The sequence below is a fragment of the Streptomyces sp. NBC_00005 genome, assembly GCF_045160215.1.
Taxonomy (GTDB): Bacteria; Actinomycetota; Actinomycetes; order Streptomycetales; family Streptomycetaceae; genus Streptomyces.
In genome coordinates this window covers 8,629,725-8,655,956 of the sequence record NZ_CP108316.1, presented here as the reverse complement: position 1 = coordinate 8,655,956, position 26,232 = coordinate 8,629,725, and the positions used below count along the sequence as shown (strand labels likewise).

General features: G+C 70.7%; 26 protein-coding genes. 16 read left to right on the top strand and 10 right to left on the bottom strand.

Annotated elements, in window-relative coordinates; all coding sequences use genetic code 11:
* Positions 1–8: 8 nt before the first annotated feature.
* Complete coding sequence (locus OG303_RS39515; protein ID WP_405874690.1) at positions 9–548, top strand: SMI1/KNR4 family protein; 540 nt, start codon at positions 9–11, stop codon at positions 546–548.
* Positions 549–561: 13 nt separating this feature from the next.
* Here OG303_RS39515 and mtnK read toward each other — a convergent pair whose 3' ends face one another.
* The 4 genes from mtnK to OG303_RS39495 all read right to left on the bottom strand — a co-directional run bounded on the left by mtnK (position 562) and on the right by OG303_RS39495 (position 5,540).
* On the bottom strand, positions 562–1,728 hold the full coding sequence (gene mtnK, locus OG303_RS39510; RefSeq protein WP_405874688.1) for an S-methyl-5-thioribose kinase: 1,167 nt from the start codon (positions 1,726–1,728) through the stop codon (positions 562–564).
* Positions 1,729–1,751: 23 nt separating this feature from the next.
* The gene (locus tag OG303_RS39505; RefSeq protein ID WP_405874686.1) at positions 1,752–2,798 is read right to left on the bottom strand and encodes an ABC transporter permease; all 1,047 of its coding nucleotides are present in this window, start codon (positions 2,796–2,798) and stop codon (positions 1,752–1,754) included.
* 65 nt (positions 2,799–2,863) lie between these two features.
* Positions 2,864–4,339 carry a sugar ABC transporter ATP-binding protein gene (locus OG303_RS39500; RefSeq protein ID WP_405877694.1) on the bottom strand — a complete coding sequence of 492 codons (1,476 nt, stop codon included), beginning with the start codon at positions 4,337–4,339 and terminating at the stop codon, positions 2,864–2,866.
* 103 nt (positions 4,340–4,442) lie between these two features.
* Positions 4,443–5,540, bottom strand: coding sequence for a substrate-binding domain-containing protein (locus OG303_RS39495; protein WP_405874684.1), 1,098 nt, complete (start codon positions 5,538–5,540; stop codon positions 4,443–4,445).
* 527 nt (positions 5,541–6,067) lie between these two features.
* Here OG303_RS39495 and OG303_RS39490 point away from each other — a divergent pair.
* Genes OG303_RS39490 through mtnB form a run of 3 tightly spaced genes read left to right on the top strand, consistent with a single transcriptional unit; the run spans position 6,068 to position 8,003 of the window.
* Complete coding sequence (locus OG303_RS39490) at positions 6,068–6,682, top strand: 1,2-dihydroxy-3-keto-5-methylthiopentene dioxygenase (protein WP_405874683.1); 615 nt, start codon at positions 6,068–6,070, stop codon at positions 6,680–6,682.
* A complete protein-coding gene (mtnC, locus tag OG303_RS39485) occupies positions 6,679–7,398 on the top strand; it encodes an acireductone synthase (protein ID WP_405874682.1) in 720 nt (239 codons plus the stop codon). The genes OG303_RS39490 and mtnC overlap by 4 nt, the downstream gene beginning before the upstream one ends.
* Complete coding sequence (mtnB, locus tag OG303_RS39480; protein ID WP_405874681.1) at positions 7,395–8,003, top strand: methylthioribulose 1-phosphate dehydratase; 609 nt, start codon at positions 7,395–7,397, stop codon at positions 8,001–8,003. The genes mtnC and mtnB overlap by 4 nt, the downstream gene beginning before the upstream one ends.
* A gap of 74 nt (positions 8,004–8,077) precedes the next feature.
* On the opposite strand, the gene mtnA is transcribed toward mtnB, so the two are convergent.
* Positions 8,078–9,109 (bottom strand): S-methyl-5-thioribose-1-phosphate isomerase, encoded by a 1,032-nt coding sequence (gene mtnA / locus OG303_RS39475; protein ID WP_405874679.1) that lies wholly within the window; start codon positions 9,107–9,109, stop codon positions 8,078–8,080.
* 81 nt (positions 9,110–9,190) lie between these two features.
* Between mtnA and OG303_RS39470 the strand changes: the two genes are divergently transcribed.
* The 11 genes from OG303_RS39470 to OG303_RS39420 all read left to right on the top strand — a co-directional run bounded on the left by OG303_RS39470 (position 9,191) and on the right by OG303_RS39420 (position 20,702).
* Positions 9,191–9,319, top strand: a complete 129-nt coding sequence (locus OG303_RS39470; RefSeq protein WP_405874677.1) for a hypothetical protein — start codon at positions 9,191–9,193, stop codon at positions 9,317–9,319.
* An 80-nt stretch (positions 9,320–9,399) separates the two neighbouring features.
* Entirely contained in the window at positions 9,400–10,452 is a 1,053-nt protein-coding gene (locus OG303_RS39465) for a BMP family ABC transporter substrate-binding protein (protein WP_405874676.1), read from the top strand.
* The gene (locus OG303_RS39460) at positions 10,433–12,073 is read left to right on the top strand and encodes an ABC transporter ATP-binding protein (RefSeq protein WP_405874674.1); all 1,641 of its coding nucleotides are present in this window, start codon (positions 10,433–10,435) and stop codon (positions 12,071–12,073) included. The genes OG303_RS39465 and OG303_RS39460 overlap by 20 nt, the downstream gene beginning before the upstream one ends.
* Position 12,074: 1 nt before the next feature.
* Positions 12,075–13,145 carry an ABC transporter permease gene (locus tag OG303_RS39455; RefSeq protein WP_405874673.1) on the top strand — a complete coding sequence of 357 codons (1,071 nt, stop codon included), beginning with the start codon at positions 12,075–12,077 and terminating at the stop codon, positions 13,143–13,145.
* Positions 13,145–14,011, top strand: coding sequence for an ABC transporter permease (locus OG303_RS39450; protein WP_405874672.1), 867 nt, complete (start codon positions 13,145–13,147; stop codon positions 14,009–14,011). Before OG303_RS39455 ends, OG303_RS39450 begins: the two co-directional genes overlap by 1 nt.
* Positions 14,008–14,760 carry a nucleoside phosphorylase gene (locus OG303_RS39445; protein WP_405874670.1) on the top strand — a complete coding sequence of 251 codons (753 nt, stop codon included), beginning with the start codon at positions 14,008–14,010 and terminating at the stop codon, positions 14,758–14,760. The genes OG303_RS39450 and OG303_RS39445 overlap by 4 nt, the downstream gene beginning before the upstream one ends.
* On the top strand, positions 14,757–16,058 hold the full coding sequence (locus OG303_RS39440) for an amidohydrolase (protein ID WP_405874668.1): 1,302 nt from the start codon (positions 14,757–14,759) through the stop codon (positions 16,056–16,058). Before OG303_RS39445 ends, OG303_RS39440 begins: the two co-directional genes overlap by 4 nt.
* 93 nt (positions 16,059–16,151) lie before the next feature.
* On the top strand, positions 16,152–16,823 hold the full coding sequence (locus OG303_RS39435; protein WP_405874667.1) for a FadR/GntR family transcriptional regulator: 672 nt from the start codon (positions 16,152–16,154) through the stop codon (positions 16,821–16,823).
* Between the two features lie 178 nt (positions 16,824–17,001).
* Positions 17,002–17,982, top strand: a complete 981-nt coding sequence (locus tag OG303_RS39430) for a PAC2 family protein (RefSeq protein WP_405874665.1) — start codon at positions 17,002–17,004, stop codon at positions 17,980–17,982.
* Between the two features lie 319 nt (positions 17,983–18,301).
* A complete protein-coding gene (locus OG303_RS39425) occupies positions 18,302–20,023 on the top strand; it encodes a S8 family peptidase (RefSeq protein ID WP_405874664.1) in 1,722 nt (573 codons plus the stop codon).
* Positions 20,024–20,084: 61 nt separating this feature from the next.
* A complete protein-coding gene (locus OG303_RS39420) occupies positions 20,085–20,702 on the top strand; it encodes a hypothetical protein (RefSeq protein ID WP_405874663.1) in 618 nt (205 codons plus the stop codon).
* Positions 20,703–20,774: 72 nt separating this feature from the next.
* Here the strand turns inward: OG303_RS39420 and mshC are convergent, their stop codons facing one another.
* The 4 genes from mshC to OG303_RS39400 all read right to left on the bottom strand — a co-directional run bounded on the left by mshC (position 20,775) and on the right by OG303_RS39400 (position 24,278).
* The gene (gene mshC, locus OG303_RS39415; protein WP_405874661.1) at positions 20,775–22,004 is read right to left on the bottom strand and encodes a cysteine--1-D-myo-inosityl 2-amino-2-deoxy-alpha-D-glucopyranoside ligase; all 1,230 of its coding nucleotides are present in this window, start codon (positions 22,002–22,004) and stop codon (positions 20,775–20,777) included.
* A gap of 94 nt (positions 22,005–22,098) precedes the next feature.
* On the bottom strand, positions 22,099–22,926 hold the full coding sequence (locus OG303_RS39410) for an SCO1664 family protein (RefSeq protein WP_405874660.1): 828 nt from the start codon (positions 22,924–22,926) through the stop codon (positions 22,099–22,101).
* Complete coding sequence (locus tag OG303_RS39405; protein ID WP_405874659.1) at positions 22,890–23,480, bottom strand: DUF3090 domain-containing protein; 591 nt, start codon at positions 23,478–23,480, stop codon at positions 22,890–22,892. The genes OG303_RS39410 and OG303_RS39405 overlap by 37 nt, the downstream gene beginning before the upstream one ends.
* Before the next feature lie 111 nt (positions 23,481–23,591).
* Positions 23,592–24,278 (bottom strand): histidine phosphatase family protein, encoded by a 687-nt coding sequence (locus tag OG303_RS39400; RefSeq protein ID WP_405874657.1) that lies wholly within the window; start codon positions 24,276–24,278, stop codon positions 23,592–23,594.
* Positions 24,279–24,340: 62 nt separating this feature from the next.
* Here OG303_RS39400 and corA point away from each other — a divergent pair, with 62 nt between their 5' ends.
* Positions 24,341–25,339: a magnesium/cobalt transporter CorA gene (corA, locus tag OG303_RS39395; RefSeq protein ID WP_405874655.1), complete on the top strand. Its 999-nt coding sequence runs from the start codon at positions 24,341–24,343 to the stop codon at positions 25,337–25,339.
* Between the two features lie 18 nt (positions 25,340–25,357).
* On the opposite strand, the gene OG303_RS39390 is transcribed toward corA, so the two are convergent.
* A complete protein-coding gene (locus OG303_RS39390) occupies positions 25,358–26,146 on the bottom strand; it encodes a ferritin-like domain-containing protein (protein WP_405874654.1) in 789 nt (262 codons plus the stop codon).
* Positions 26,147–26,232 lie beyond the last annotated feature (86 nt).

Here is a 26,232-nt window from a genome sequence, read left to right as displayed (position 1 = left end):
ATGGGCACATGGACATCGAACGGGCCGTCCCCGGGGAACTCGCCGCGCTGCGCGAGGCGTTCGCCGTGGCCGACGGCGCAGAGTCCGCACTCGGCTGGGCCGCCGTGGGCGCCTTCGAGGCCGAGCACGGAGTGGTGCTGCCGGAGCCCTATCGGTCGTTCGTGGCGGAGATATCCGACGGGTCGTCCCATGGGCCGCCGCAGTACGGGATGGCGGGGCTGGTCGAGAGCGCGGCCAAGCAGGACCTCGGCAAGCCGTTCCCGCTCACACGGGCGTGGCTGTGGGAGGAGGACCGCGGGCTCCACGAGGACCCCGACGCGGTCATCGAGCAGGTGGTCCACGACGGTTCGCTGGTGCTGGGCACGGACGGCTGCGGCATGAACTGGCATCTCGTCGTCACCGGCCCCCACCGGGGCCATCTCTGGCTGGTCACCGGTGAGGGCGCCCTCCCTTTCGGCGCGGTGTTCGGCGACACGGCGGCCGAGCCCGGTTTCGCGGGCTGGGTGCGGCACTGGTCGGACGGCAACGACTGGTTCGAACTGGAGTGAGGGCAGCTCGGGGCTACGGCTCCACGATGGCCCGCACGGCTGCCACGTCCGTCAACTCCTCGCGCCGCACGATCAGTTCACGGCCCAGCAGCAGAGCCCGCCGGGACGCCGGTACGGGGTCCGGCAGGGTCGTCAGGTCCGTCAGGTGCGCGAAGCCGATGATCCTGCGGACGATCTCCGTGCCGGCGTAGCCCAGCGACTGTGTCCAGACGCGGTGCAGGAAGCGGTCGAGGTAGGCGTCGTCGAAGAACGTGTCGACGCGGGTCGGCCACAGACGGCGGAACTCGGTCTCGAACGCGTCCCAGGAGAGCCGGAGTTGGTCGGCGTGGTCGGAGAGCGTGCCGAGGGCGCGCGCCCGTTCCTCCGAGACCAGCGCGTTGGCCCAGTACAGGCCGAGGTCGAAGCCGATCGGGCCGACGAAGGAGAACTCGGGGTCGAAGACCCGTACCACGGGGGCGCCTTCGCGGGTGCCGACCATGATGCTGCCGGTGTGCAGGTCTCCGTGAAGGAGCGCCTGGGCGCCGGTCATGAAGGTGTGGCGCAGGTCGGCGACCTCGGTGCGCAGCCGGGCGTCGGCGCGGAAGGTGGCCGCCAGGTCGTCCAGGCCCTCGTGCCAGTGGTTGTGCTCGTGCTCGACGTACGGCTCGGACAGGACCACGTCCTCGGTGATCTTGCAGAGCTCGGGGCTGACCGAGGCGGCGATCAGGGCCTTGCGTTCGGCGGACGGCATGCCGAAGTCGCTCGTCGTGAAGGAGAGCCGGGCGACGAGTTCACCGATCCGGGCGGAGGTGTGGGGGCCGTATGCCGCGCCCTCGTTGAGGAGCGTGCGCAGGACCTCCAGGTCCGACATGTCCTCCATGACGAGGGCGTAGTTCTCGGGGTCGTAGCCGTGGATCGCGGGGATCTTGTCGGGGGCGACCTCGGCGATCCGCTCGTAGGCCCGGGCCTCCGCGTCGGCGCGGTCCGGGTTCATCGGCCACGAGGGGCCGGCGACCCGGACCCAGGGCAGGGCCTGCTTGACGGCGACGCTGCGGGTGCCGTCGGCGGACGAGGCGAGGAAGACGCGGTTCATGTTGCCGTCCGACACCTCGCGGACGCGGATGTCTGTCACGTCCTCCCAGTGGCCCCGCTCGTGCAGGTAGCCGGGGATGTCGTCGGTCTCCAGGATGCGGTAGCCCATCGCAGAAAACTCCTCGAACTTCCTTATGCGGTACGGCGCTTGGACAAGGTGAAGCTGAAGACCAGGGCGAGGATGAGCACCGCGCCCTCGACGACGTCCTGCGTGTAGTAGGGCAGGCCCTTGATGGTGAGGCCGGTGGTGATGATGCCGATCAGGACCGCGCCCAGGGCCGTGCCCCAGACGTTCGGGCGGCCCTTGCCGAGGACCGACGTGCCGACCAGCGCGACCGCGACCGCCTCCAGCAGCTGGGAGGTGCCGGCGGAGACGTCGCCCTGGCCGATGCGGGACGCCAGGATCAGGCCGCCGACCGAGGCGAGGACGCCGGAGATGACGTAGGCGAGGGCACGATAGGCGCCGACGCGGATGCCGGCCAGACGGGAGGCCTCGGGGTTGGCGCCGATGGCGTACAGGATGCGCCCCCAGCGGGTGCGGGCCAGGAAGACCCAGGCGGCGACCGTGAGGCCGCCGAAGATCAGGACGGAGACGGGGATGCCGAGGACCGTGCCTCGGTCGATCTTCAGGAAGCCCGCGGTGAACTTGCCGGGCGCGGTGGAGCCGTCGTCCATCGTCATGCCCGGGGTGATGGACTGGCCGTCGACCAGGATGAGTTTGCTGCCCTGGATCACGAACATGGTGCCGAGGGTGGCCAGCATGTCGGGGATCTTCAGTACGACGATGAGGAGTGCGTTGAGCAGTCCCGCGAGGGCGCCCGCCGCCAGCACCGCGATGATCGCGACCGTGCCGACCTGGTTGAAGACGACCATCGTCTGGGCGGCGACCGAGACACCGAGGCCGGCGACCGCGCCGACCGACATGTCCATTCCGCCGACGGCCATGGTGAGGGTGACACCGAGGCCGAGGATGGCGGCGACCGACACGTACCGGAGGGTGTCGAGGAGGGTCGCCGACTCGCGGAAGGAGCCCTCGCTCAGCGCGAAGTAGAGGAAGAGCGCGACCGTGACGAAGATGAAGCCGTACTTGATCACGGCGTTCTGGACGCGCACGGCGGTGGAGGTCGCGGGCGGAATCGCCGCCTTGGTGGGGACCTCGGTGCTCTGGGTGGTGGTCATGGGTACGTGCTTCCTTCGGCGGCCGGTGTCAGAAGGCTCAGTCGGGCGGGCTCGGGCAGAGGGGCTCAGACGGACACGGCGATGGTCTGGATGACGCGGTCGCGCTCCGCGTCCTCGCCGTACGCGTCGAGGTGGATCTCACCGGCGGCGAGCACGACGACCCGGTCGGCGACCTCCAGTACCTCGTCGACGTCGGCGGACAGGACGAGGACGGCGGCGCCCTCGGCGGCCAGCGAGCGGGCGCGGCGGCCGATGTCGCGCCGGGCGCCGATGTCCACACCTCGGAACGGCTCGTCCAGGATGAGGACGCGGGGTGTCTCGGCGAGCCAGCGGCCCACGACGACCTTCTGCTGGTTGCCGCCGGACAGTTCCTCGACGGTGCTGTGCTCGTCGCGGGTGACGACACCGAGGGCGTCGATGGCCTCGCGGCCCAGGGCGTCCTCGCGGGAGCGGTGCATGAGTCCGGCCCTGGAGAGGGACTTCAGGAACGGCAGCGAGATGTTCTGCGCCACCGACCAGCCGGGCACGAGGGCGTCGGCGTGCCGGTCCTCCGGCACCAGGTGGACGCCACCTCGGATGGCGTCGGCGGGGCGGCGCGGCGCGTACGCCCTGCCGTCCAGTTCGACGGTGCCGGTGGTGAAGGGCTCGGCACCGAACAGGCCGCGGGCCAGCTCGGTCTTCCCCGCGCCCAACAGGCCTACGACACCGGTGACTTCGCCGGTGCGGATGTCGAGGTCGAGCGGTGCCCGGCCCTCGAAGAGGCGTACTCCTCGCAGGGACAGCGCGACGTCCCCCGAAGCCCCTTCCCTGACCGGGCGGGCCGTGGCCGCCTCCTGGGCCTGGGCCAGCATGGCGCGCAGCGCGGCGTCCCAGTCGAAGGGCCTGACCTGGTCCTCGGTGAGACGGCCGTCTCGCAGGACGACCAGGCGGTCGGCGAGCGCGTCGATCTCGCCGAGGCGGTGGGAGACGTAGAGGACCGCGATGCCCTCGTCCCGCATCCTCTCGACGAGCGCGAACAGCCGCTCCGCCTCGGCCGCGGAGAGCGCCGAGGTCGGCTCGTCGAGGATCAGCAGGCGGGGGCGGGTGGCCAGGGCGCGGGCCAGGATGAGCAACTGGCGGTCGGAGATGCCGAGTTCGGTGACGTCCTTCTTCAGGAGAGCGTCGGTCCAGTCGAGGCCGAGGCCCGCCTGGATCTCACGGGCGCGCGCCAGCAGCCGACTCGAGTTGAGGAAAGGGTTGCCGCGCCTCTGCGCCAGTTCCTCGAAGACCAGGTTCTCGGCGACCGTGAGGCCGGGCACGATGCCCTCGCCGATCCGCTGGTGCACCGTCTGGATGCCCAACTGCCGGGCGGCGAGCGGCGACTGGAGTGCCGCGGGCTCCCCTGCGACCCGTACCTCCCCGCCGTGGTCCGTGTGCACGCCCGAAAGGATCTTGATCAGGGTGGACTTGCCGGCGCCGTTCGCGCCGAGCAGCGCGACCACGCTGCCCGGGGCGATGTCGAGGGAGACGGAGGCGAGCACCGTTTTGCCGCCGAAGGCCATGCTGACGTCGCGCAGACCGACCGCGGGAGCCCCGTCAACGGCGGCCCCTCCAGCGGGTGTTCCGGCGGCCGGAGTGCCGGCCGCCGGAGCTCCTTCGGAAGGCTCAGTGGGCGACATTGGAGATCCAGTCCGCGGTGCTGACCTTGGAGAGGTTCAGCGCGGGCAGGGCCTCGCGCAGCTGGTCCATGTTCTCGATCTTGTTCTTGCGCAGGAAGTCCTGGGTGATGGCGACGGCCGGGAAGGAGACCGTGTCCTTGTTCAGCTGACCGGCCAGCTCCAGGGCGGTCGTACGGACGACGGCGGCGCCGACCGCGGACGGGTCGGTGCCCGCCGTGGCGACCCACGGGCTGTTCGCCGCGGTCATGTTCTGGATGTCGGCGTTGGAGACGTCCGCGCCGAAGACCTTCACCTTGCCCTGCAGCTTCTTGTTCTGGACGGCGAGGACGGTGCCCTTGGCGAGCTCGTCGTAGGGGGCGAAGATGCCGGTCACGTCGGAGTGCTGGGTGAGCGCGGCGGAGACCAGGGGGACGTTGTCGGTGGCCGTGGAGTCGGTGACCTTGCCGACCTTGAACTCCTGCTTCCAGCCCTGTGCGTCGGCCGTCTTCTTCCAGACGGTGTTCCGCTTGTCGAGGGCGGCGTAACCGGCCACGTTGACGTAGCCGACCTTGGCGTTCTTGCCGACCGACTTGGCCATCACGTCGAGGACGGCCTGGGCCATGCTCGCGTCGTCCTGCTCGGTGGAGACGACACCCTTGGTCTTGGTCTCCACGTCGTAGACGACGACCTTGATGCCCTTCTTCACGGCCTTGTCTATCTCCGGCTGGATGGTCGCCGGGAAGCCGTGGTCGACGATGATCGCCTGCGCGCCGGAGTTGATCGCCGAGGAGAGGTCGGTGGCCTGCTTGGCGTTGTCGGCCTGGGCGTCGTACGTCGTCAGGTCGATGCCGAGGGCCTTGGCCTGCGCCTTGGCGCCGTTGCCCCACTGCTCGAAGTAGTCGCCGGCGCCGCTCTGCCGGACCAGGGCCACCTTGACCGTGCCCTTGCTGAAGGGGGCGGGCTTCTTGCCGGTGGCGGCGGAGGCCGAGGCCGCGGTGTCGCTCGTGCTCTTCGAGGCGTCCGTGGACTGCGAGCAGCCCGCGAGGAGGAGGGCGGAGACGGAGGCCAGCGAGAGCGCGGCGAGGGGGACGCGGGTGCGGGACATGAGGGGGCTCCAGGTACGGGTGGTGCTGCGGCGATGAAGGGGGAATGCTCGGCCCGGAGCAGGGACAGGAATGCGCCACCGCGCGGTGGACGGCGAACGCCCGGCGGATCGGGGCGCGTCGGGGCTCCGGATGAGGTCAGCGACAGCTGGCTGTGGTCGACCGGAGCAAGTCCACGTACAGCCGCCGCACGAGCAGCAGCGTCTTCATGCATAGATCATGGGAACGATTTCAGCCAGGCGTCAAAGCGCTGTAAGCGGTTTCTCATCAGCTGAGACAACGACTACGTCACACCAGGTGACCGCGGCCCCTGGAGTTACCATCGACGGACCGGCACCCGACCCGGCACCGTGAGGCCCTGATGACGACATATCGCGCGACCGCGCTGCTCATGCCCTGCATGCGCCGCTGTCCCGGCGCGCTGTGTCGCGGCTGAAGCACCGTCCGCCGAAGTCGCCCTTTCCTCCCCGCCCGTCCGGTGCTTGTCTCGGTATCCGGACTTCCCTTCCAGCCTCCTGGAGTTGCTCCCATGACCCTGCTGACGACCTGGTCCGAGTCCGGCCCCGAGAGCCTCGTACGCCGCACCGCTGACCCCGCCGAGATCGCCGACGCGCTCAAGCCGCTCGGTGTGCGCTACGAGCAGTGGCCGGTCCGCGAGGACGTCCCGTTCGACGCCGGCAGCGAGACGGTGTTCGCCGCCTACGGCCCGGAGATCGAGAAGCTGAACGCCGAGGAGGGCTTCACCACGGTCGACGTCCTGGGCCTGCACCCCAGCGACGACCCGGAGTTCCCGGCGAAGGCGAAGGCGGCCCGCGAGAAGTTCCTGCAGGAGCACACGCACGACGACGATGACGAGGTGCGCTTCTTCGTCTCCGGCTCCGGCATCTTCTACCTGCACGTGAACGGCGAGGTGCACGCGGTCTTCTGCGAGAAGGGCGACCTGCTGGGCGTGCCGCGCGGCACCACGCACTGGTTCGACATGGGCACGAACCCGTCGTTCACCGCGATCCGCTTCTTCCACGAGGAGGACGGCTGGATCGGCAACTTCACCGGGTCGACCATCGCCTCACGGTTCCCGGACTACGACACGATCGCGGCGGGGTACTCGGCGGACAAGGGTGCGGCAGACAAGGGTGCAGTGTGACATTGCACTACGCCGTGGACGCCGTGGTCCTCGACATCGAGGGCACCACGAGCGCCACAGGGTTCGTCGTCGACGTGCTGTACCCGTACTCGCGCTCCCGTTTCGCCACGCTGCTCACCGAGCGGAGTGAGGATCCGGACGTGGCGCGGGCGGTTGCGCAGGTGCGGGCGGAGATCGGCGAGCCCGACGCCGACGCCGTACGCATCGAGAAGGCGCTCAACGCCTGGCTCGACGAGGACCGCAAGGCGACACCGCTGAAAACCCTCCAGGGCGTCATCTGGTCGGAGGGCTTCGCGCGCGGCGACCTCGTCTCGCACTTCTACGACGACGTCGTGCCGACGCTGCGTGCCTGGCACACGGCGGGCGTACGGCTGTACGTCTACTCGTCCGGTTCGGTGGCCGCCCAGCGGGCGTGGTTCGCGTCGAGCCCGGAGGGCGATCTGCTGCCGCTGGTCTCGGGGTTGTACGACACCGAGAACGCGGGGCCCAAGCAGGAGCCGGAGTCGTACCGCCGTATCGCCTCGACGACCGGCGTCGAGGCCGCGCGCCTCCTCTTCCTCTCCGACCGGCCCGGCGAGCTGGACGCGGCCCGCGCGGCCGGCTGGCACACGGTCGGGATCCGGCGGCCCGGGGAGCCGTACTACGAGCAAGGCGTCGGCGACCACGCACAGGCGGGGACGTTCGACGAGATCACCGTTTCGAGGAGCACCACGTGACCGCCGACATCACCCCACTCGACCTCGAGGAGGCGGGGGCGGTCCTCGCCGCCGAATCCGCCCGCTTCGCGTCCTTCGGCTGGATGCGCGGCACGTCCGGGAACCTGTCCGTGGTGCTGTCCCGGGAGCCGCTGCGGCTCGCCGTCACCGCGAGCGGTCACGACAAGGGTGAACTGACGCCCGCCGACGTGGTGTTGGTCGACGGGCAGGGCGCCGCCGTAGGGGGCGGCAAGCCGTCCGCCGAGGCCGAGCTGCACGCGCGCGTGGCCGCGTTGACCGGCGCCGGTGCGGTGGTGCACGTGCACACGGTCGCCTCCGTCGCCATGGGGCGTCGGGAGCCCGGCGGGATCGTCTTCAAGGACGTGGAGATGCTCAAGGGGGTCGGACAGCCCGCGCACGACGTCGAGGTGACGCTGCCCGTCATCGCCAACAGCCAGGACATGAAGGTGCTCGGGGACCGCCTGGAGGCGGCGCGCGATCCTCGGATGCCCGCGGTGGTGGTCGCCGGGCACGGGCTGTACGTGTGGGGCGCCGATCCGCGGCAGGCCCGGCATCACACCGAAGTCGTGGAGTGGCTGCTGGAGTTGGAACTGACCCAGCGCTGAGCACGCCCGAACACGGCGAAGGCCGCGGTCGGTCGACCGCGGCCTTCGCCGTGCTCACCGCCATCGGTGCCCTCTCACCGCAACCGGTCCCCGGGCAGCTCCCCCGCCGCCACCTCCAGCACGCCGCGCTCCGTCACCAACCCCGTCACCAGCCGCCCCGGCGTGACGTCGAACGCCGGGTTGTGGCCGCGCGACTCGGCGGGAGCCGTCCGTATGCCGCCCCACTCCAACACCTCGGCCTCGCCGCGGAGTTCGATGTGGATGTCGTCGCCGGTCCTGGTGGCCAGGTCGACCGTGGTCGTGGGGGCCGCCACCAGGAACGGGATGCCGGCGTCGGCGCAGGCCAGGGCCACGCCCACAGTGCCGACCTTGTTGGCGGTGTCGCCGTTGGCCGCGATGCGGTCGGCGCCGACGATCGCCGCGTCGACCTCGCCGCGCAGGATCGTGCCGGCCGCGGCACCGTCGGCCTGGATGTAGTGCGGGATGCCCTCCTGCACCAACTCCCAGGCGGTCAGGCGGGATCCCTGGAGGAGGGGGCGCGTCTCGTCGGCGTAGACGACCTCGAGGCGTCCGCGCGCGTGGAGTTCACGGATGACACCGAGGGCCGTGCCCCAGCCTGCGGTGGCGAGCGCGCCAGTGTTGCAGTGCGTGAGGATCCGCAACGGCCGTTCCTGGCCGACCTTTTCGAGCAGCCAGTCCGCGCCGTACGCGCCCATCGCGCGGTTGCCCTCGACGTCCTCGCGCTGGACGGCCGCGGCCTCTTCCAGCACCGCGTCGAGCCCCTCGTCGAAGCGCTTCATGACCCGGTCCACGCACACCATGAGGTTCACGGCGGTGGGCCGGGCCTCGCGTATGCGGGCGACGGCCGTGCGTATCCCGCCGTCCGTCCAGCCCTCCCGCTCCCCCTGGAGGAGGGCCAGCGCCACGCCGTACGCCCCCGCCGCCCCGATCGCCGGCGCGCCGCGCACCACGAGACGCTGGATCGCGTCGACCAGAGTGTCCACATCGCGGACATGCATCGTCTCGGTGCGGTGCGGGAGAAGCGTCTGGTCGATGAGGGCGAGGCCGTTTCCGGTCCAGTCGACAGCACGCAATTCCTGGGGCATATCGGGACACTCCTGATGTTCCGGTGGTGTCCGGTCACGGTACATGACCTGGGAGAACCACAGTTCGAGACAGTCGCGCAGGTGTCCGGAACCGGATGGTACTGTCCGGCATCCAGTCCGCAGACCGAGACGAAGGAGGAGAGCGTGCTGCTGACCAAGCGCCGCTTCCTCGACTTCGGCCGGTGTGCCGGCGACGGCTGTCGACGCTGACCCGTCCCCGCAGCGTCCTCCATCCACGCTCACACGCTCCTGCCGGAGCGTGTATCGCCGTATCCGGAAGGTCCCCTCCGATGCACCGTAGATCCCGCCGTACCGTCCAGATCGCCGCCGCCACCGCGCTCCTGGTCACCGCGGCCACGGCGTGCAACGCCGCCGCGAAGAACGACGCCTCGGACAGCGCGAGCGGCTCCGGCGGCAAGTCCTTCACCCTCGTGACCCCCGATGCCGTCGGCCAGAACGAGTTCCTGAAGCTCGCCGTCACGGGCGTCAAGGCCGCGGCGAAGCAGCACGACGGGTCGCAGAAGGTGTACGAGTCGACGGACACCGCCTCCCAGCAGCAGAACGTGCAGGCCGCGGTGGACGCGAAGCCGGACGTCATCGTGCTGGTCGGATTCGAGTTCGCCGACCTGGTGGCGCAGCAGGCCAAGGAGCACCCCAAGCAGCAGTTCCTGATGATCGACGCGTGCACGACGAAGACGTTCAAGAACGTCAGTTGCGCGGTCTTCCGGGAGCACGAGGGCGTGTACCTCGCGGGCGCGGAGGCCGGTCTGCTGAGCAAGTCCGGCAAGGTAGGTGCGGTGGACGTGCTCGACACGCCCCAGTTCCGCCGCTACAGCGACCCGTTCGCGGCCGGCGCCAAGAAGGTCGCCGCCAAGACGCAGACCTCGACCCGCTTCGTCGGCGGCCAGTCCCCCTTCGACGACTCGGCCCGCGCCAAGGAGCAGGCGAACTCGCTGCTCTCCAAGGGCTACGACCAGATCATGGCGGCGGCCGCGGCCGGCAACTACGGCGTCTTCGAGGCCGCGAAGGCCAAGGGCGCCTTCGCGTACGGCGTCGACGTCAACCAGTGCCCGTCCTCGCCCGGCACGGTCGTCGACAATGTGATCAAGCGCACGGATGTCGCCGTGGAGAAGGGCATCGAGCAGGTCCTCGGCGGCAAGGCGGGCACGACCGTCTCGTACGGCCTGAAGGAGGGCGGCATCAGCCTGACCGGCCTGGAGTCCGGCGTCGACTCGTCGAAGTGCGTGATCGCCGACCACAAGGACGTGCTGAAGAAGGTCGAGGCGCTGCGCGACCAGATCGTCGCCGGGAAGCTGAAGGTCGATGACCCCGCCGCGAGCTGACGCCAGGGACGTCGCGGACGTCGCGGTCGAACTCCGGGGAATCACCAAGCGGTTCCCCGGCACGCTCGCCAACGACGCCGTCGACCTGACCGTCCGCCGCGGCGAGATCCACGCCCTGATGGGCGAGAACGGCGCCGGAAAGTCCACGCTCATGTCGGTCCTCTACGGCATGGAGCGCGCCGACGCGGGCTCGATCCGCATCGACGGGCGGGAGGTGACCTTCGCCAGCCCTGCCCACGCCATGGCCGCCGGGCTCGGCATGGTCCACCAGAGCTTCAAGCTGTTCGACTCGCTGACGGTCGCCGAGAACGTCGTGTACGCCGCCGAGCCGCGCCGTTTCGGCCTGCTGGACCGCGGTGCGGCCCGGCGCCGGGTGCGTGAACTCGCCGAGGAGCACGGCCTCGCCGTCGACCCGGACGCCCGAGTCGGTGATCTGCCGGTGGGCCTGCGGCAGCGCGTGGAGATCCTCAAGCTGCTGCACCGCGGCGCCCGTACGCTCATCCTCGACGAGCCGACCGCCGTCCTCACGCCCGCCGAGGCGGACGCCCTGTTCGCGGTGCTCAAGTCCCTTGCCGCACAGGGGCGTTCGGTCATCCTCGTCACGCACAAGCTGCGCGAGGTGCTGGAGGGCAGCGACCATGTGACCGTGCTGCGGGACGGCCGGGTCGTGGCCCGACTGGTCACCGCGGACACCTCCGCCGACGAGATCGCGGCCGCGATGACGGGCCGCGCGCTCGAGTTGGACCGTATCCATGCGCCGGGCACGCCGGGTGACGTCGTCCTCGACGTCTCCGGTCTGGCCACCGACGCCGTGCACGAGGTCGAACTCGCCGTCCGGGCCGGGGAGATCGTCGGTATCGCGGGCGTCGCCGGGAACGGGCAGAGCGAGCTGGTCGAGGCGCTGGCCGGGCTGCGGCCGGTCACGGCGGGCCGGGTCACGCTCACCGGCGAGGACATCACCCATGCGTCGGCCACCGAGCGCCGAGCGCGTGGGCTGGCGTACGTGCCCGAGGACCGCCACGCGGTCGGTACGGCACCTGCGGCGTCCGTCGCGGACAACCTCGCGATGGGCCACCACCGTACGAGCCTGTCGTCCCGCGGGCTGCTGCCGCCGACGGCGGTCCGAGCGCACGCCGAGCGGCTCGTCGAGCGGTTCGGCATCAAGGCGGCCACCCCGGACGTACCCGCTTCCGCGCTGTCCGGCGGCAATCTGCAGAAGCTGCTGATCGGCCGCGAACTCGCCCACGACGCACCGCTGTTGCTCGTCGAGCAGCCCACGCGCGGTGTCGACATCGGCGCGATCCAGAACATCCACGACCAGCTGATCGCCTACCGCGACGCCGGTCACGCGGTCCTGCTCGTCTCGGCCGAGCTGAGCGAGATCCGCGGGCTCGCCGACCGGGTGCTGGTGATGTACGAGGGCCGGATCACGGCGTCGTACGGGAAGGACGAGGCGGACGAGCGGGTGCTGGGGCTGGCCATGGCAGGTGCGGCCGCACCTCCCAGTGACATGTCACATACCACCGTCTCCGCATCCGGTGACATGTCACACACCACTACCCCACCACCCGGCGCCAGTGGCGTGTCACCTACCACCACCGCCGTGGAGGCCGACGACTGACATGCCCCAGCGAATCTCCGGAGCCCTCCGCTCCCCCATCACCTTCTCCGTCCTCGCCGGCGTCCTCATCGGCGCCCTCTTCCTCCTCGGCACCGGCGCCGACCCGATCGCGGCCTACGAAGCGGTCCTCACCGGCTCGCTCGGCGGCGACGGCATCGGCTCCACCCTCACCACCGGCACCAGCGTCCTCGGCATGGCGCTGGCGCTGGCGATCCCGCTGCGTGCCGGGCTGATCAACCTCGGCGGCGACGGGCAGATAGTGCTCGGTGGCATCACCGCCGCCGTGACCGGCCTGTACTCCCCGCTGCCCGCGCCCCTCACCGTCGTCCTCGCCCTGCTGGCGGGGATGGCGGCGGGCGCCGCATACGCCACGCTGGCCGCCCTCTGCGAGAACCACCTCGGTGTCCCGCTGCTGGTCAGCAGCCTGCTGCTCAGCTATCCGGCGGTGTCGCTCGCCTCCTACCTGGCGCGTTACCCGCTCAAGGAGCCCGGCTCCAGTCTCCCGCAGACCCGCGCGCTGCCGGACGGGGTGGCGCTGCCCGCGTTCGGCGACTCGACGGTCACTCTCGGACTCGTCCTCGTCGCCCTGGCGGCGGCGGTGTACTGGTTCACGGATCGCCGCACCGCCGTCGGCTACGAGATACGGATGACGGGTCTGAACGCGCGCTTCTCCGCGTACGCGGGCGTGGAACGCCGGGGCCTGACACTGAAGTTGATGTCGGTCTCGGGCGCGCTGGCCGGACTCGTGGGCGCGATCGGGGTGTTGAGCTTCCCGTACCGCTTCGTCGACGGTTCGCTCACCGCACCCGGCTACACCTGGACGGGACTCACCGCCGCGCTGCTGGCGACCGCGGCGCCGCTCGGCACGGTCGTCGCGTCCTTCTTCTTCGCCGTCCTCCAGGTCGGCGGGCTCGCGATGGAGCGGACGACCGAGGTGCCGCGCGAGCTGACGCAGGTGCTGCAGGCCGTCGTGATCGTGTTCCTGGCGGCCCGACTGCGCTTTCCCAGCCGGTGGTTCAACCGTCGCCCGGTAGAAGTAGAAACGGTAGAAGTAGAAAGGGAGACGGTCTGATGTTCCTCGACTCCGATCTCCTCATGTCGGCGCTGCGCGCGCTGACCCCGATCCTGCTGGCCGCGCTCGGCGGCGCTCTGTGCGAGCGGGCAGGGGTGTTCAACATCGGCCTCGAAGGCATGATGCTGATGGGCTGTTTCACGTCCGTGGCGACCAGCTGGTTCACGGGCAGTGCGTGGCTGGGCGTGCTGGCGGCGGCGCTGGCCGCTGCCGCGTACTCGCTGATTCTCGCCGTGGGCGCGGTAACTCTGCGCGGGGACGCGGTGGTTCTGGGCATCGCCATGAACCTGCTGGCCGTCGGCCTGACCAGCTTCCTGCTCCGTACGGTCTTCGGTGTGCAGGGCACTTTTGACGATCCGTCACTCGCGGGGCTGCCGCTGGCCGGTGGATTCACGCCGCTCGCGTACCTGTCATGGGTGGCGGTCGGCGTGGCCGCTGTGCTGCTGTCCCGGCACGTGTGGGGGCTCAGGCTGCGCGGGGTCGGCGAGGCGCCGGACGCGGCGGCGACGCTCGGGGTGAGCCCGGCGAAGTACAAGTACGCGGCCGTGCTGGTCTCGGGCGTGCTGTGCGGTCTCGCCGGTGCCCAACTCGCCCTGGGGAACGTCACGTTGTTCTCCGAGAACATGACGGCGGGCCGGGGCTGGATCGCGGTGGTGGCGGTCATGCTCGGACGTGCCGCACCCGTCGGCGTGCTGCTCGCCGCGCTGCTGTTCGGCCTCGCCGAGGCAGCCGGTTTCCGGCTGCAGGGCCTCGGTCTGCCGCAGCAGGCGACCGACGCCGCACCGTACGTCGTCACCCTCGGCGCCCTCTTCCTCACGACGGCCCGCCGTCGCCGTACCCGTCCCTCCTCCGGAGTCGCCTCATGACGCAGGACCTGCTGCCCGTCACCCGCATACCCCGCACGGGCCTGCCGGAGCATGCGGTCGTCGTCGGCGACCCGGCGCGCGCGGCTGCCGTGGCGGCGCTGCTGGACGGCGCGGAAGAGGTGTCGTACCACCGCGAATACCGTGTGTTCAGGGGGAGTTGGAAGGGTCTGCCGGTCGCCGTCGCCTCGCACGGGGTGGGCGGCCCGGGCGCGATCCTGCTGTTCCAGGAGCTGGCGGACGCGGGGGTCCGCACGATTCTGCGGTTCGGTACGGCGGGCGCGATGAAGGCGGGCATCGGCGACGGCGACCTGGTCATCGCGGAGGCGGCCGTACGGGACGACGGGGTCACGCACCAGTTGCTGCCGCCCGAGTACCCGGCAATCTCCTCCCCCGAGGCGGTACTTGCGCTGCAACGCGCGGCGCGCGAGGCGAACGCCCCGCACCACCGGGGCATCGTCTGGACACGGGCGGCCTTCCAGCCCGGACTCATCCCGTTCTTCTCCTACGACGGTGCCGGGCTCGCCGCCATCGAGATGGAGCTGTCCGCGCTGCTGGTGACTGCCTCGCTGCGGGGGCTGGTCGCGGGCGGTGTGCTCGTCATCGACGGGGCGAACGCGGACCAACTCGTCGACGAGGAGACCACCGGCGGGTACAACCCGCATCGGGACGTCGTCGCGGCGGGTGTCGAGCGGGGTGCGGTGGTGTCGCTGGAGGCGCTGCGACTGCTGGCTCAGGCGCATCCGGCGTGAGTATCGACCTGTTGGTGCACGGCGGTGACGTACTGACCGTCGACGAGGCCGGAACCGTCGTACGGGACGGGGCAGTTGCGGTCCACGAGGGCGAGATCGTCGCCGTGGGGACGGCCGGGGAGCTGAAGGCGCGGTTCACGGCGGACGAATCCCTTGACGCGACGGGCTGTCTCGTCCTGCCCGGGCTCGTCAACACGCACACCCACCTCGCGATGACCCTGCTGCGCGGCCGCGCCGACGACGTCACCCTGCAGGGCTTCCTGGAGCGGGTGCTGAAGTGGGAGGCCGAACTGCTCTCACCCAAGAACGTGGCGGCGGCGGTGCGGCTGGCGGCCGCGGAGAGCGTACGGGCGGGGGTGACGTCCGCGCTCGACATGTACTGGTTCCACGAGGCGGCCGAGCAGGCGGCGCGCGAGGCGGGGTGGCGGCTGCTGACCGGGCCCACCTTCATGGACGTACCGGATCCGGCCGACGGCATTGCATACGAGGACCGACTGGAGTGGGCGCGGCGGGACCTGGAGGCCCGCGGAACGGCCCGCCCCGGCCGGCGCCCCGTCCTCTTCGCGCACTCCACCTACACCCTCTCCCCCGACCAGCTGACCGAAATCGCCGCCCTGGCAAGGGAGTTCGGCGCGCTGCTGCACCTCCACGCCGCCGAGAACGGCACCGAGGTCGCCACCGTCGAGGCGCGGTACGGCAAGCGGCCGGTCGCGCTGCTCGACTCCCTCGGGGTGCTCGGCCCGGACGTGCTGCTCGCCCACGCCGTGGACCTCACCGGGCCCGAGATCGCGGCGCTGTCCCGCACCGGCACATCGGTCGCGCACTGCCCGGTGTCGAACCTGAAGCTGGGGTGCGGGATCGCCCCGGTGCCGCGGCTGCTGAGCGCCGGGGTGACCGTCGGGCTCGGCACGGACGGGGCCGTCAGCTCCAACACGCTGGACGTGCTGGGGGCGGTGCGGCAGGCGGCGCTGGTGCACAAGGCGGGCGGCGACCCCACGGCGGTCGGCGCCGAGCAGGCCGTACGCATGGCGACGATCGAGGGTGCGCGGGCGCTGGGGCTCGGTGCGCAGCTGGGCTCGCTGGAGGCGGGCAAGCGGGCCGACCTGATCGTGCTCGACCTGGGCGCCCCGCATCTGCGGCCGCTGCACGACCCCTGGTCGACGCTCGCCTACGCGGCGCACTCGGCGGACGTACGGGACACGGTCGTGGACGGGCGGGTGCTGATGCGGGACCGCGCGCTGCGGACCCTCGACGAGGCCGCGGTCCTCGCCGACCTGGAGATTCTCACCCTGAGCTGAGCGTTCGGTGCCCCGTTCAGCCCACTGAACCCCCATAATGTCCTGAGACATCGGATGTCTGAACGACAGGTCTGAACGACAGGGAGGCCGGCCATGGCAGTCACCGACGAGGCGATCGAGAAAATCAAGGGAATGATCGTCTCCGGCGCGCTGCGCCCCGGCGACCGGCTGCCCAAGGAGAGCGAACTGGCAGCCGAGCTCGGACTGTCCCGCAACTCCCTGCGGGAGGCCGTGCGCGCGCTGTCGCTGATCCGCATCCTGGACGTGCGGCAGGGCGACGGCACCTATGTGACCAGCCTCGATCCGCAGCTGCTGCTGGAGGCGCTGAGCTTCGTCGTCGACTTCCACCGCGACGACACGGTGCTGGAGTTCCTGGCGGTGCGCCGCATCCTGGAGCCGGCCGCGACGGCGATGGCCGCCTCCAAGATCAGCGAGCAGCAACTCGACGCGCTCTCGGCGCAGTTGGACAAGCTCGGCAAGGCCCCTTCGGTGGAGGAGCTCGTCGCCTGCGACCTCGACTTCCACCGCGGCATCGTGCAGAGCTCCGGCAACTCGGTGCTCTGCTCGCTGCTGGACGGTCTGTCGGGGCCGACCACGCGCGCCCGCATCTGGCGCGGTCTCACGCAGGAGGACGCGGTCAGCCGCACCCTGCACGAGCACCGGGCGATCCTGGCCGCCCTGCGCGACCGGGACGCGGAGGCCGCGCGGTCCTGGGCGACGGTGCACATCGCGAGCGTGGAGCAGTGGTTGCGCTCGACGCTGTGAGCTCCAGGGCGTGAAGTCCCGGACGGCAACCGGTTCCACTCCTTCGACCGGGGGGTGTTCCGCGGTGGCGTTCGGGGCAGTGATCCGTTCACTCCCCCGTGCAAGGGGGCTGCGGGCGCCCCCGCCGCACGCCGTAAGGTTGGGTGGTCAAGCGAGGGCACGTCGGAAGGAGGCCTGGGTGATCGAGCTCGAGGGGGTACCCGAGCTGATCGACCCGGTCATGGTGGCCGCGTTCGAGGGCTGGAACGATGCCGGCGACGCCGCCTCCACCGCGGTCGCGCATCTGGACAGGGAATGGAAGGGCGAGGTGTTCGCGGCGCTGGACGCCGAGGACTACTACGACTTCCAGGTGAACCGCCCCACGGTGTGGATGGACGGCGGCGTGCGCAAGATCACGTGGCCGACGACCCGCCTTTCGGTGGTCCGGGTCGGCGGCGAGAAGCCACGCGACCTCGTACTCGTCCGAGGTATCGAACCGTCGATGCGGTGGCGCTCGTTCTGCAACGAGCTGCTGGGCTTCGCGCACGAGCTGGGTGTGGAGCTGGTGGTCGTGCTGGGCGCACTGCTCGGCGACACCCCGCACACACGTCCGGTCCCGATCAGCGGCACCACGTCCGACGCGGACCTGGCGCAGCGCATGGACCTGGAGGAGACCAAGTACGAGGGGCCCACGGGCATCGTCGGCGTCCTGCAGGAGGCCTGTACGCACGCGGGCGTGCCGGCGGTCTCGCTGTGGGCCGCCGTGCCGCACTACGTGTCGCAGCCGCCGAACCCGAAGGCGACGCTGGCCCTGCTCAACCGCCTGGAGGACCTGATCGACGTGCGCATCCCGCTGGGCGAGCTGCCCGAGGACGCGCGCGCCTGGCAGGTCGGCGTGGACCAGCTGGCCGCCGAGGACAGCGAGGTCGCCGAGTACGTCCAGACGCTGGAGGAGGCACGGGACACCGCGGAGCTGCCGGAGGCGTCGGGCGAGGCGATCGCCCGCGAGTTCGAGCGGTATCTGCGGCGCCGGGACGGGTCGGGCCCGTCGAGCGGCGGACATGCGACCGCGGACGGCAGCGACAGCTCGTCCTATCTGCGGGACAACCCCAGCGGCCGTACGAAGCCGCCGAAACCGCCCAAGCCGGGTAGCGACGACGAGGAGTCGTCGGAGGAATGACCGGACGGGTATGAACGAGTGAGTCCAGGTGAGGGCGGTGCGCGGGAAGCGCACCGCCCTCCTTGTGTCTCCATCCGCTCGGGTTGCCTCGATATCCGCCCGAGCGGCCAACTGGCGCTGTCGCCCCAGCACATGACAGTCACCTCGTCAGCCTTTGGCCCGATTGAGGGGTGACATCTGTTTCAGGACGGATTGCACACGGTACCCAATTCAACTTGTTTCAAACCGAGTTGGCGACGACGCTCTGGACGCCTCGCCCCGGGCGTGCTTGGTTGTGCAGCGATGGCGCACCCGCACGGACCGAAGGGAGCGACACCCGATGACCGACCAGGCACAGTCGCCACAGGGACCGGGAACGTCCGGTCCGGGGCCCGACGGAGCAGGATTCACCTATCGAGGAGCCGAGCGGGAACTGATCGTCGTCGCCCGCCCCGAGGCCCGGCTGCGCGCCCAGACCGAGGGCGTCCGCTCGGCCGCGGGAGCCGACGTCTCGGCTCTCAACATGTTCCTCAGCGACGAACAGCTGGCGCTGGAGCCGCTGTTCGGCAGCGAGGAGCGGCTCCAGCAGTCCGCCGCCCCGGGCGAGGGCAATGTGCCCGACCTCGCGATGTTCTACCGGGTACGCGGCGGGGAGACCCGCGCCGAGGAGCTGCGCTCGCGGATCGCCGCACTGCCGGGGATCGAGACGGCGTACATCAAGTCCGGCGCCGTACCGGCGTCCTTGGCTCAGGAGAGCGGCCGGCTGAAGGAAGGCGCCCCGGTCACCCCCGACTTCAGCAGCCGCCAGGGCTATCTGCGGGCGGCACCCGAGGGGATCGACGCCCACTGGGCATGGCAGCGGCCCGGTGGATCGGGTCAGGGGGTGACGGTCATCGACGTGGAGGGCGCCTGGCAGTTGGGCCACGAGGACCTGGCCGCCAAGCTTGCCGGCGTCGTGGTCGGCACCCCGCTGACCGACCTCGCCTGGCGCAACCACGGCACCGCCGTGATCGGCGTGATCGGCGGCGACCGCAACGAGTACGGGGTCAACGGCATCGTGCCGGAAGCGGTGACCGCGGCCGCGTCCTTCCAGGGCATCGGCACGGCGGCCGCGATCCACGCGGCGGCCGACCGCCTCGCCCCCGGCGACGTCGTACTGATCGAACTCCACCGCCCCGGACCGCAGTTCGAGTACGCCGAGCGCGACGACCAGCGCGGCTACGTCGCGATCGAGTGGTGGCCTGACGACTTCGCGGCCATCCGGTACGCCACCGCCAAGGGCGTCCTCGTCGTCGAGGCGGCAGGCAACGGCAGCGAATCGCTGGACGACGCGGTCTACGAGCGCCGCCCCGACGAGTTCCCGGAGTGGTGGCGCAACCCGTTCAACCCGTCCAATCAGTCCTCCGGCGCCGTCCTGGTCGGTGCGGGCGCACCGCCGCCCGGCACGCACGGCCGCGACCACGGCCCGGACCGGTCGAGGCTCTCGTTCTCCAACTACGGCGCCCGCCTCGACGCCCAGGGCTGGGGGCGCGAGGTGACGACCACCGGCGGCTTCTGGGACAAGCCCGGCGATCTGCAGGGCGGACCCGAGGAGATCGCCTGGTACACGGACACGTTCTCCGGGACCTCCTCCGCCTCCCCGGTGGTGGTCGGCGCGCTGGCCGCGCTGCAGGGCATGCTCAAGGCGGCCGCCCAGCAGCCGATGTCCCCGGAGCGTGCGCGCACGGTGCTGCGGGCCACGGGCTCCCCGCAGCAGGACGCGCCCGGTCGGCCCGCCTCGCAGCGGATCGGCAGCCGGCCCGACATCAAGGCGGCGGTCACCCATCTGCTGCCGCAGGCGGTCGGCTCGGGCCAGGCCGAACGGTACTGGGACGAGCTGTTGCCCTACCCCCGTGAACTCCCGCCGAGGCTACGGCTGTTCGTGGCCGGCGCCTGGCGCAACCTCAACCACCCGTCCCCCGAGATCCGCCAGGCGGTGCACACCGCCTTCGCGGGGGGACGGCCCGACGTCCGGGTGTGGTTCTCGGACGACGAGATCGTCGGCCTGGTCGTCACGGGCTGACCTGTCCACCGCAGGAACGACCCATCAAGGCAAGTCTCCAGCAAGGGAAGGTGGCACCCGCATGAGCACCACCCCGCAGATGAGCCAACTGGGACAGCAGCAAGGCCAGCAGTTCCCGAGCACGTCGCCCTACCAGCAGTACCAGCAGCAGCCGTTCGGGCAGCAGGGCGTCGGTCAGCAGCAGCCGTTCGGCCAGCAGCAGCCCATGGGGATGGGCGGCGGCTCTCTGGAGCAGCTCCAGCAGCTCAGCCAGCAACAGCCCTTCCAGCAGCTGCTGCAGCAGCTCGGCCAGCAGCAGCAACAGCAGCCGTTCGGTCAGCCACAGCAGAACCCGCAGATGCAGCAGCAGGACCAGCAGGCACAGCAGCAGGAGCAGCAGACGCAACAGCAGCTCCAGCAGCTCGCGCAGACCGTGCTCCAGCAGGCCGTCCAGCAGGTCCAGGCACAGGTTCTCGCTGCCGGTGTGGCGAACGGCTTCGTCGACATCGTGCAGCCGCTCCCGGGGCAGCCGCAGCAGATCTTCCTGCGGATCAACAACCAGTTCCGGGTCTTCAACAACCCGACCCCGCAGATCCACCAGCAGATCCAGGAGGCCTTCGCCTTCGGGCACCAGGTGATCGGCGTCTGGGACTCCGGCTCGCCGAACGTCCTGCGCAGCATACGGATCCAGCGGATCTGACCGGCACCTGAGCAACAGAAAGGGGCGCTTCCACCCGCGGGGAGGAAGCGCCCCTTTCCCGTGCCTCAGCGACTACAGAGCGACGCCCAACAGAGCGTCCACAGCCCGCGATACGACACCGGGTGCGCCGATGTCCGTGCCGCCCTCGGCGTCCTGCCGCGCGGCCCAGCGGTCGACCGCGGCGAGCGCGGCGGGGGCGTCCAGGTCGTTCGCCAGGGCCTCGCGCATCTCCTCGACGAGGGCCTCGGCGGGCGGCCCGTCGGGGCGGGACACAGCGGCACGCCAGCGCCCGAGGCGGGCCACGGCGTCCTCGAGCACCTGGTCGGTCCACTCCCAGTCGGACCGGTAGTGGTGGGCGAGCAGCGCCAGGCGGATCGCGGCCGGGTCCACCCCGTCGCGCCGCAGCTTGGAGACGAAGACCAGATTGCCCTTGGACTTGGACATCTTCTCGCCGTCCAGGGCGACCATGCCGGCGTGGACGTACGCCTTGGCCATGGGGAACTCGCCGGTCAGCACCTGGGCGTGCGAGGCGCCCATCTCGTGGTGCGGGAAGGCGAGGTCGGAGCCGCCGCCCTGGACGTCGAAGCCCATACCGAGGTGGTCGAGGGCGATGGCGACGCACTCGATGTGCCAGCCGGGCCGGCCGCGGCCGAGCGATGCGCCGTCCCAGCTCGGCTCGCCCTCACGGGCGGCCATCCACAGCATCGGGTCGAGCGGGTTCTTCTTGCCCGGACGGTCCGGGTCGCCGCCGCGCTCGGCGGACAGCAGCCGCATGGCGGCGGCATCGAGGCCCGAGACCTTGCCGAAGTGGGGGTCGGACTCGACGGAGAAGTAGACGTCGCCCTCGAGTTCGTAGGCGGCGCCCGCGTCCCGCAGGCGCTCGACGAGCGGCACGATGCCGGGTATCGCCTCGACCGCGCCTATGTAGTGCTGCGGGGGCAGCATCCGCAGGGCGGTCATGTCCTCGCGGAAGAGGGTCGTCTCCTGCTCGGCCAGGGCGACCCAGTCGATGCCGTCGCGCTGCGCCCGCTCGAGGAGCGGATCGTCTACGTCGGTCACGTTCTGGACGTACTGAACCTGCCGCTTGGTGTCGAGCCACACGCGCTGAACGAGGTCGAACGCGTTGTAGGTAGCCGCATGACCCATGTGGGTCGCGTCGTACGGCGTGATGCCGCAGACGTAGATACGGGCGACGGGACCGGGGTCCAGGGAGACCGGACCGCCGGTCGCGGTGTCGTGGATCCTCAGGTCGCGGCCCTGACCAGGCAGGGCGGGGACCTCGGAAGCGGGCCAGGCATGCATGTCATGAGCCTAACCGGACGGAAGTTCCGTATACGAACCGGACCGGGCCGGATGGCCGGTAAGGCGTCCTTGCGCGATAAGGAACAGTGTGCCGTTAGACGGGTGGCCAGGGAATGGCAGGCCACTCCCCGCTGGGCTCCGGGTGCCTGCCGGACTCCAGCAGTACGGCGACACGCGCGCGTGTGGCCTCGAGTTCGGCGCCGGTGATCAGCCCGGCCAGCCGCGTGGCCAGCGCTCCTTGCGTTCCCAGGGCTTCCTGGAGGGTCTTGAGGACGTCGACCGCCTCCGGCTCCAGCGGCTCCCCCGCCCACCCCCACAGCAGCGTCCTGAGCTTGTTCTCGGTGTTGAAGGTCACTCCGTGGTCGATCGCATACAACCGGCCCTCGGCCGTCGGCAGGAGATGGCCGCCCTTGCGGTCCGCGTTGTTGATCACGGCGTCGAGCACGGCCAGCCGGCGCAGCCGCTCGTCGTCGGCGTGCACCAGCAGTGCCGTCCGCCCCTCGCCCACCTCGGCGAGGCCGATCGCCTTCCAGCCGGGCTCCGGCTCCTCACCGTCCACCAGGGCGAGCAGTTCGGCCGCGTCTCCCTCTGCGGACACCTCGATCCACAGCTGCACCATCCCCTCGCCGTACGGCCCCTCCCGCAGCACGGTGGGCGGGACGAGCCCCCAGCCGGTCGCCTCGGAGACCTCGTAGGCGGCCACCTCGCGCCGGGCGAGGTTCCCGTCGGGGAAGTCCCACAGCGGCCGCTCACCGGCGACGGGCTTGTAGATGCAGGCCGCCTCCTGGCCCTCGTGGGAGATCGTGCAGTACAGCGCGGCGTTGGACGCCTCACGGATACGGCCGCGCACGGTGAGCTCGCCGTCGGCGAGCAGCTCGACGGGCGTCACGCTCCGCGGCGGTATCCGTTCTGGCGCGGACATACGTGTCCTTCCGGGTCGAGCGGGAGACTGCACAGCGGGCACGGCGGCCGCCCGGCGTTGACGACGTCGAGGGCGCGCTTGGCGAAGGCCCTCGCCTGCACGCCGGTCAGCCGGACCCGCAGCATCGGGGGCCCGTTCTCCTCGTCCTGGAGCAGGCGTTCCTCGGCCTCGGCCAGGTCCTCCTCGGACTCGGCGTCGAGCTCCACGAGGGCCTGCGCCTCGACGATCATGCGCTGTTCGTCGCCGTCCCAGGCGAGGGCCATGGTGCCAACCCGGAACTCCTCCTCCACGGGGGTGTCCAGCGGGTCGGTGTCGGAGACCTCGGTGGAGGCCACGGCCGGGACGGCGGCGCTGCCGCCACTGCGCCGTACGACCTCGTCGAGCAGTTCGTCCATGCGCTCGGCAAGGGCGGCGACCTGGGTCTTCTCCAGGGCAACGCTGGTCACTCGGGGGCCTGCGATGGCCTGGAGGAAGAACGTACGGCGTCCGGGCATACCGACCGTACCGGCCACGAAGCGGTCCGGGGGGTCGTAGAGGAACACCTGACGGGACACGTCCTGTCTCCTGGAAATCGTGGATCGACATCGGACCGATGGCCGCAGCGGCTGCGTTCCGCGGACGAAAGCGGCGCTACTGCGACCGCTTCACCCTACTGCGCCCGACGATCACGGTGCGCCCGCACCGCCCCCTACCGTGGCGTCGTCGGCCGGGGGCTCCTCGCGCGGCGCCAGAGACCCGAAATCACCGGTGTCACCAAGGCGTACGAGGAACGGCCTCAGACGTGTGTAACGGATCGCGGTGATGGAACACGGTTCGACGGAGATCCTCTGGAAGAGGTCGAGATGAAGTCCGAGTGCGTCCGCGACGAGGGACTTGATGATGTCGCCGTGTGAGCACATGAGGAAGACGGCATCGGCGCCGTGGTCGCGCTCCACGCGCGCGTTCCACTCGCGTACGGCTTCGGCGGCCCGGGTCTGCATCGCCCGCATCGACTCGCCGCCGGGGAACGCGGCTGCCGACGGGTGCGCCTGCACGACCTGCATCAGCGGCTCGTCCTTGAGCTCGGCGAGCTTGCGGCCGGACCAGTCGCCGTAGTGGCACTCCCCGATCCGCTCCTCGGTGTGGGCGCTGAGCTCCGGCCGGGCGTCAAGGAGCGGCCGCATCGTCTCCTGACAGCGCTGCAGCGGGCTGGTGACGATCTCGGAGATCGGCAGCTCGGCGAGCCGCCCTGGCAGTGCGGCGGCCTGCGCGGCCCCGCGCTCGTCGAGGGCGACACCGGGCGTCCAGCCGGCGAGCACCCCCTCGGTGTTGGCGGTGGAACGTCCGTGCCGGACCAGGATCAGCGTGGGCATGCGGCCAAGGGTAGGCGCACGCCCGGGTGCATCCACGGGCGGACGGCGGGAGAATACGCTCCGTGATCGTCGACTGCGCCATCTACCGGGACGGGCGTCGCACCGAGGGGCCCGCGGACCTCTCCGACGCCCTCGCACAGTGCCGTCGCGGGGGTGACGCCTTCGTCTGGATCGGCCTGTACGAGCCGACGGAGAAGGAGTTCGACCGGGTCACGGAGGAGTTCGCGCTGCATCCGCTGGCCGTCGAGGACGCCCTGAACGCGCATCAGCGCCCCAAGCTCGAGGTGTACGACGACTCGCTGTTCATGGTGCTCAAGCCGGTCGGGTACGAGGCGAAGAGCGACATCGTCACCTCGGGCGAAGTGATGGTCTTCGTGGGCGACTCGTTCGTGGTGACCGTTCGCCACGGCGAGGAGGCGCCGCTCGCCGCCGTGCGGCACCGGCTCGAGGACGAGCCCGAGATGCTCCGGCACGGACCCACGGCGGTGCTGTACTCGATCGCCGACGCGGTGGTCGACCACTACCTGGAGGTGGCGGGCGAGCTGGGGACCGACCTGGAGGAGCTGGAGGCGGAGGTGTTCTCGCCGACCGGCGGGGGCTCGCGGCACACCGCGTCCCGCATCTACGCCTTCAAGCGGCAGGTCCTGGAGTTCCGCCGGGCCACGGGCCCCCTGGCGCAGCCGCTGACCCGGCTCGCGGGCAACGGGCTCTTCGGTGTCCGGGTGCCCTTCGTCCACGAGAAGGCACAGCCGTTCTTCCGGGACGTGAGTGACCACCTCACGCGCGTGAACGAGTCCGTGGAGGGCCTGGACCGACTGGTCTCGGACGTGCTCTCGGCCCATCTCGCGCAGATGAGTGTCCGGCAGAACGACGACATGCGGAAGATCTCCGCGTGGGCGGCCATGGCGGCGGTCCCCACGATGATCGCGGGGATCTACGGCATGAACTTCGACCACATGCCGGAGCTGCACTGGCTGTGGGCGTACCCGGTGGTGATCCTGGCGATGGCCGGCCTGGAGGTGTTGCTGTACCGGCAGTTCAAGCGCCGGGGCTGGCTGTAGGGACCGGCCGTCCGGGCTTCAGGCGAACTCGGGCGCGGTCGTCGCGGGCTCGCCGAGCGCGTCGCGCCGCTGTGGCATCTCGAGGCTCACCATCCGCCGCCAGCCGGCGGACCGCTCGTACGCGTAGACGGCGTGGATACCGGCGGCGAGCACGGCCGACTTGGCCCTGGGCCAGCCGAGGATGCGTCCCATGTGGTCCATGACGGCGAGGCTGACGTCCCGGTAGATGCGGATCTCCGCGAGCGCGCACTCCCGCAGCGTCCGCTGGATGGCCCGGCCGTGCCCGGCGTGGGCGAAACGCAGCAACTCCTCGTGGCAGTAGGCCAGATGGTTGTCCTCGTCGTTCGAGATCATCTTCACCGCGCGGCCGACGTCGGGATGGTCGGCGAAGTGCCGGCGCAGCAGCTCCATCTGCTCGGAGGCGCGCTGTTCGGTGACCCGGCTGTGGGACAGGTAGGTGACGATGTCCTGGACGGTCAGGGGATCGTCGCTCTTGAGCTTCTCGTGGGCGAGACCGATGCCGTGCCTCTCCAGGAGCATCGTGTAGTCGGTGTCGGTCGGTACGGGCACCGACTCCAGGCCGCGCTTCTTCATCAGGGCCCGGAAGATCCGCCCGTGCTTGTCCTCGTCGGCGCCGTGCCTGGTGATCTTGGGGGCGAGAGCGCGTTCGCTCTCCGGTACGAGCGCCGCGATGCGGGCGTTCTCCCAGCCGCCCTGCGACTCCCCGCTGGCCGCGATGGAGCAGAAGAGGGCGAAGGACTCGTCGTCGTCGAGGATCTCCTGGAACAGGCTCTTTGCCGAAAGCATCGTGGGCACCTCTCTGCAGGACTCGCAGAATTCCGCCGGACTCCGCAAAAAACGAGTCAAATGCGGCTTGAGAGGTGCTGCAACAG

Bases quoted from the DNA above. Each gene is read 5' to 3' on its own strand.
- OG303_RS39465 (WP_405874676.1), top strand. From the start codon at position 9,400: ATGCACCGTAGATCCCGCCGTACCGTCCAGATCGCCGCCGCCACCGCG.
- OG303_RS39455 (WP_405874673.1), top strand. From the start codon at position 12,075: ATGCCCCAGCGAATCTCCGGAGCCCTCCGCTCCCCCATCACCTTCTCC.
- OG303_RS39495 (WP_405874684.1), bottom strand. From the start codon at position 5,540: ATGTCCCGCACCCGCGTCCCCCTCGCCGCGCTCTCGCTGGCCTCCGTC.
- OG303_RS39515 (WP_405874690.1), top strand. From the start codon at position 9: ATGGACATCGAACGGGCCGTCCCCGGGGAACTCGCCGCGCTGCGCGAG.
- OG303_RS39500 (WP_405877694.1), bottom strand. From the start codon at position 4,339: ATGGCCTTCGGCGGCAAAACGGTGCTCGCCTCCGTCTCCCTCGACATC.
- OG303_RS39400 (WP_405874657.1), bottom strand. From the start codon at position 24,278: ATGCCCACGCTGATCCTGGTCCGGCACGGACGTTCCACCGCCAACACC.
- mshC (WP_405874661.1), bottom strand. From the start codon at position 22,004: ATGCATGCCTGGCCCGCTTCCGAGGTCCCCGCCCTGCCTGGTCAGGGC.
- OG303_RS39425 (WP_405874664.1), top strand. From the start codon at position 18,302: ATGACCGACCAGGCACAGTCGCCACAGGGACCGGGAACGTCCGGTCCG.
- OG303_RS39410 (WP_405874660.1), bottom strand. From the start codon at position 22,926: ATGTCCGCGCCAGAACGGATACCGCCGCGGAGCGTGACGCCCGTCGAG.
- OG303_RS39445 (WP_405874670.1), top strand. From the start codon at position 14,008: ATGACGCAGGACCTGCTGCCCGTCACCCGCATACCCCGCACGGGCCTG.
- OG303_RS39435 (WP_405874667.1), top strand. From the start codon at position 16,152: ATGGCAGTCACCGACGAGGCGATCGAGAAAATCAAGGGAATGATCGTC.
- mtnK (WP_405874688.1), bottom strand. From the start codon at position 1,728: ATGGGCTACCGCATCCTGGAGACCGACGACATCCCCGGCTACCTGCAC.
- mtnA (WP_405874679.1), bottom strand. From the start codon at position 9,109: ATGCCCCAGGAATTGCGTGCTGTCGACTGGACCGGAAACGGCCTCGCC.
- OG303_RS39490 (WP_405874683.1), top strand. From the start codon at position 6,068: ATGACCCTGCTGACGACCTGGTCCGAGTCCGGCCCCGAGAGCCTCGTA.
- OG303_RS39390 (WP_405874654.1), bottom strand. From the start codon at position 26,146: ATGCTTTCGGCAAAGAGCCTGTTCCAGGAGATCCTCGACGACGACGAG.
- OG303_RS39505 (WP_405874686.1), bottom strand. From the start codon at position 2,798: ATGACCACCACCCAGAGCACCGAGGTCCCCACCAAGGCGGCGATTCCG.
- OG303_RS39420 (WP_405874663.1), top strand. From the start codon at position 20,085: ATGAGCACCACCCCGCAGATGAGCCAACTGGGACAGCAGCAAGGCCAG.
- OG303_RS39450 (WP_405874672.1), top strand. From the start codon at position 13,145: ATGTTCCTCGACTCCGATCTCCTCATGTCGGCGCTGCGCGCGCTGACC.
- OG303_RS39460 (WP_405874674.1), top strand. From the start codon at position 10,433: ATGACCCCGCCGCGAGCTGACGCCAGGGACGTCGCGGACGTCGCGGTC.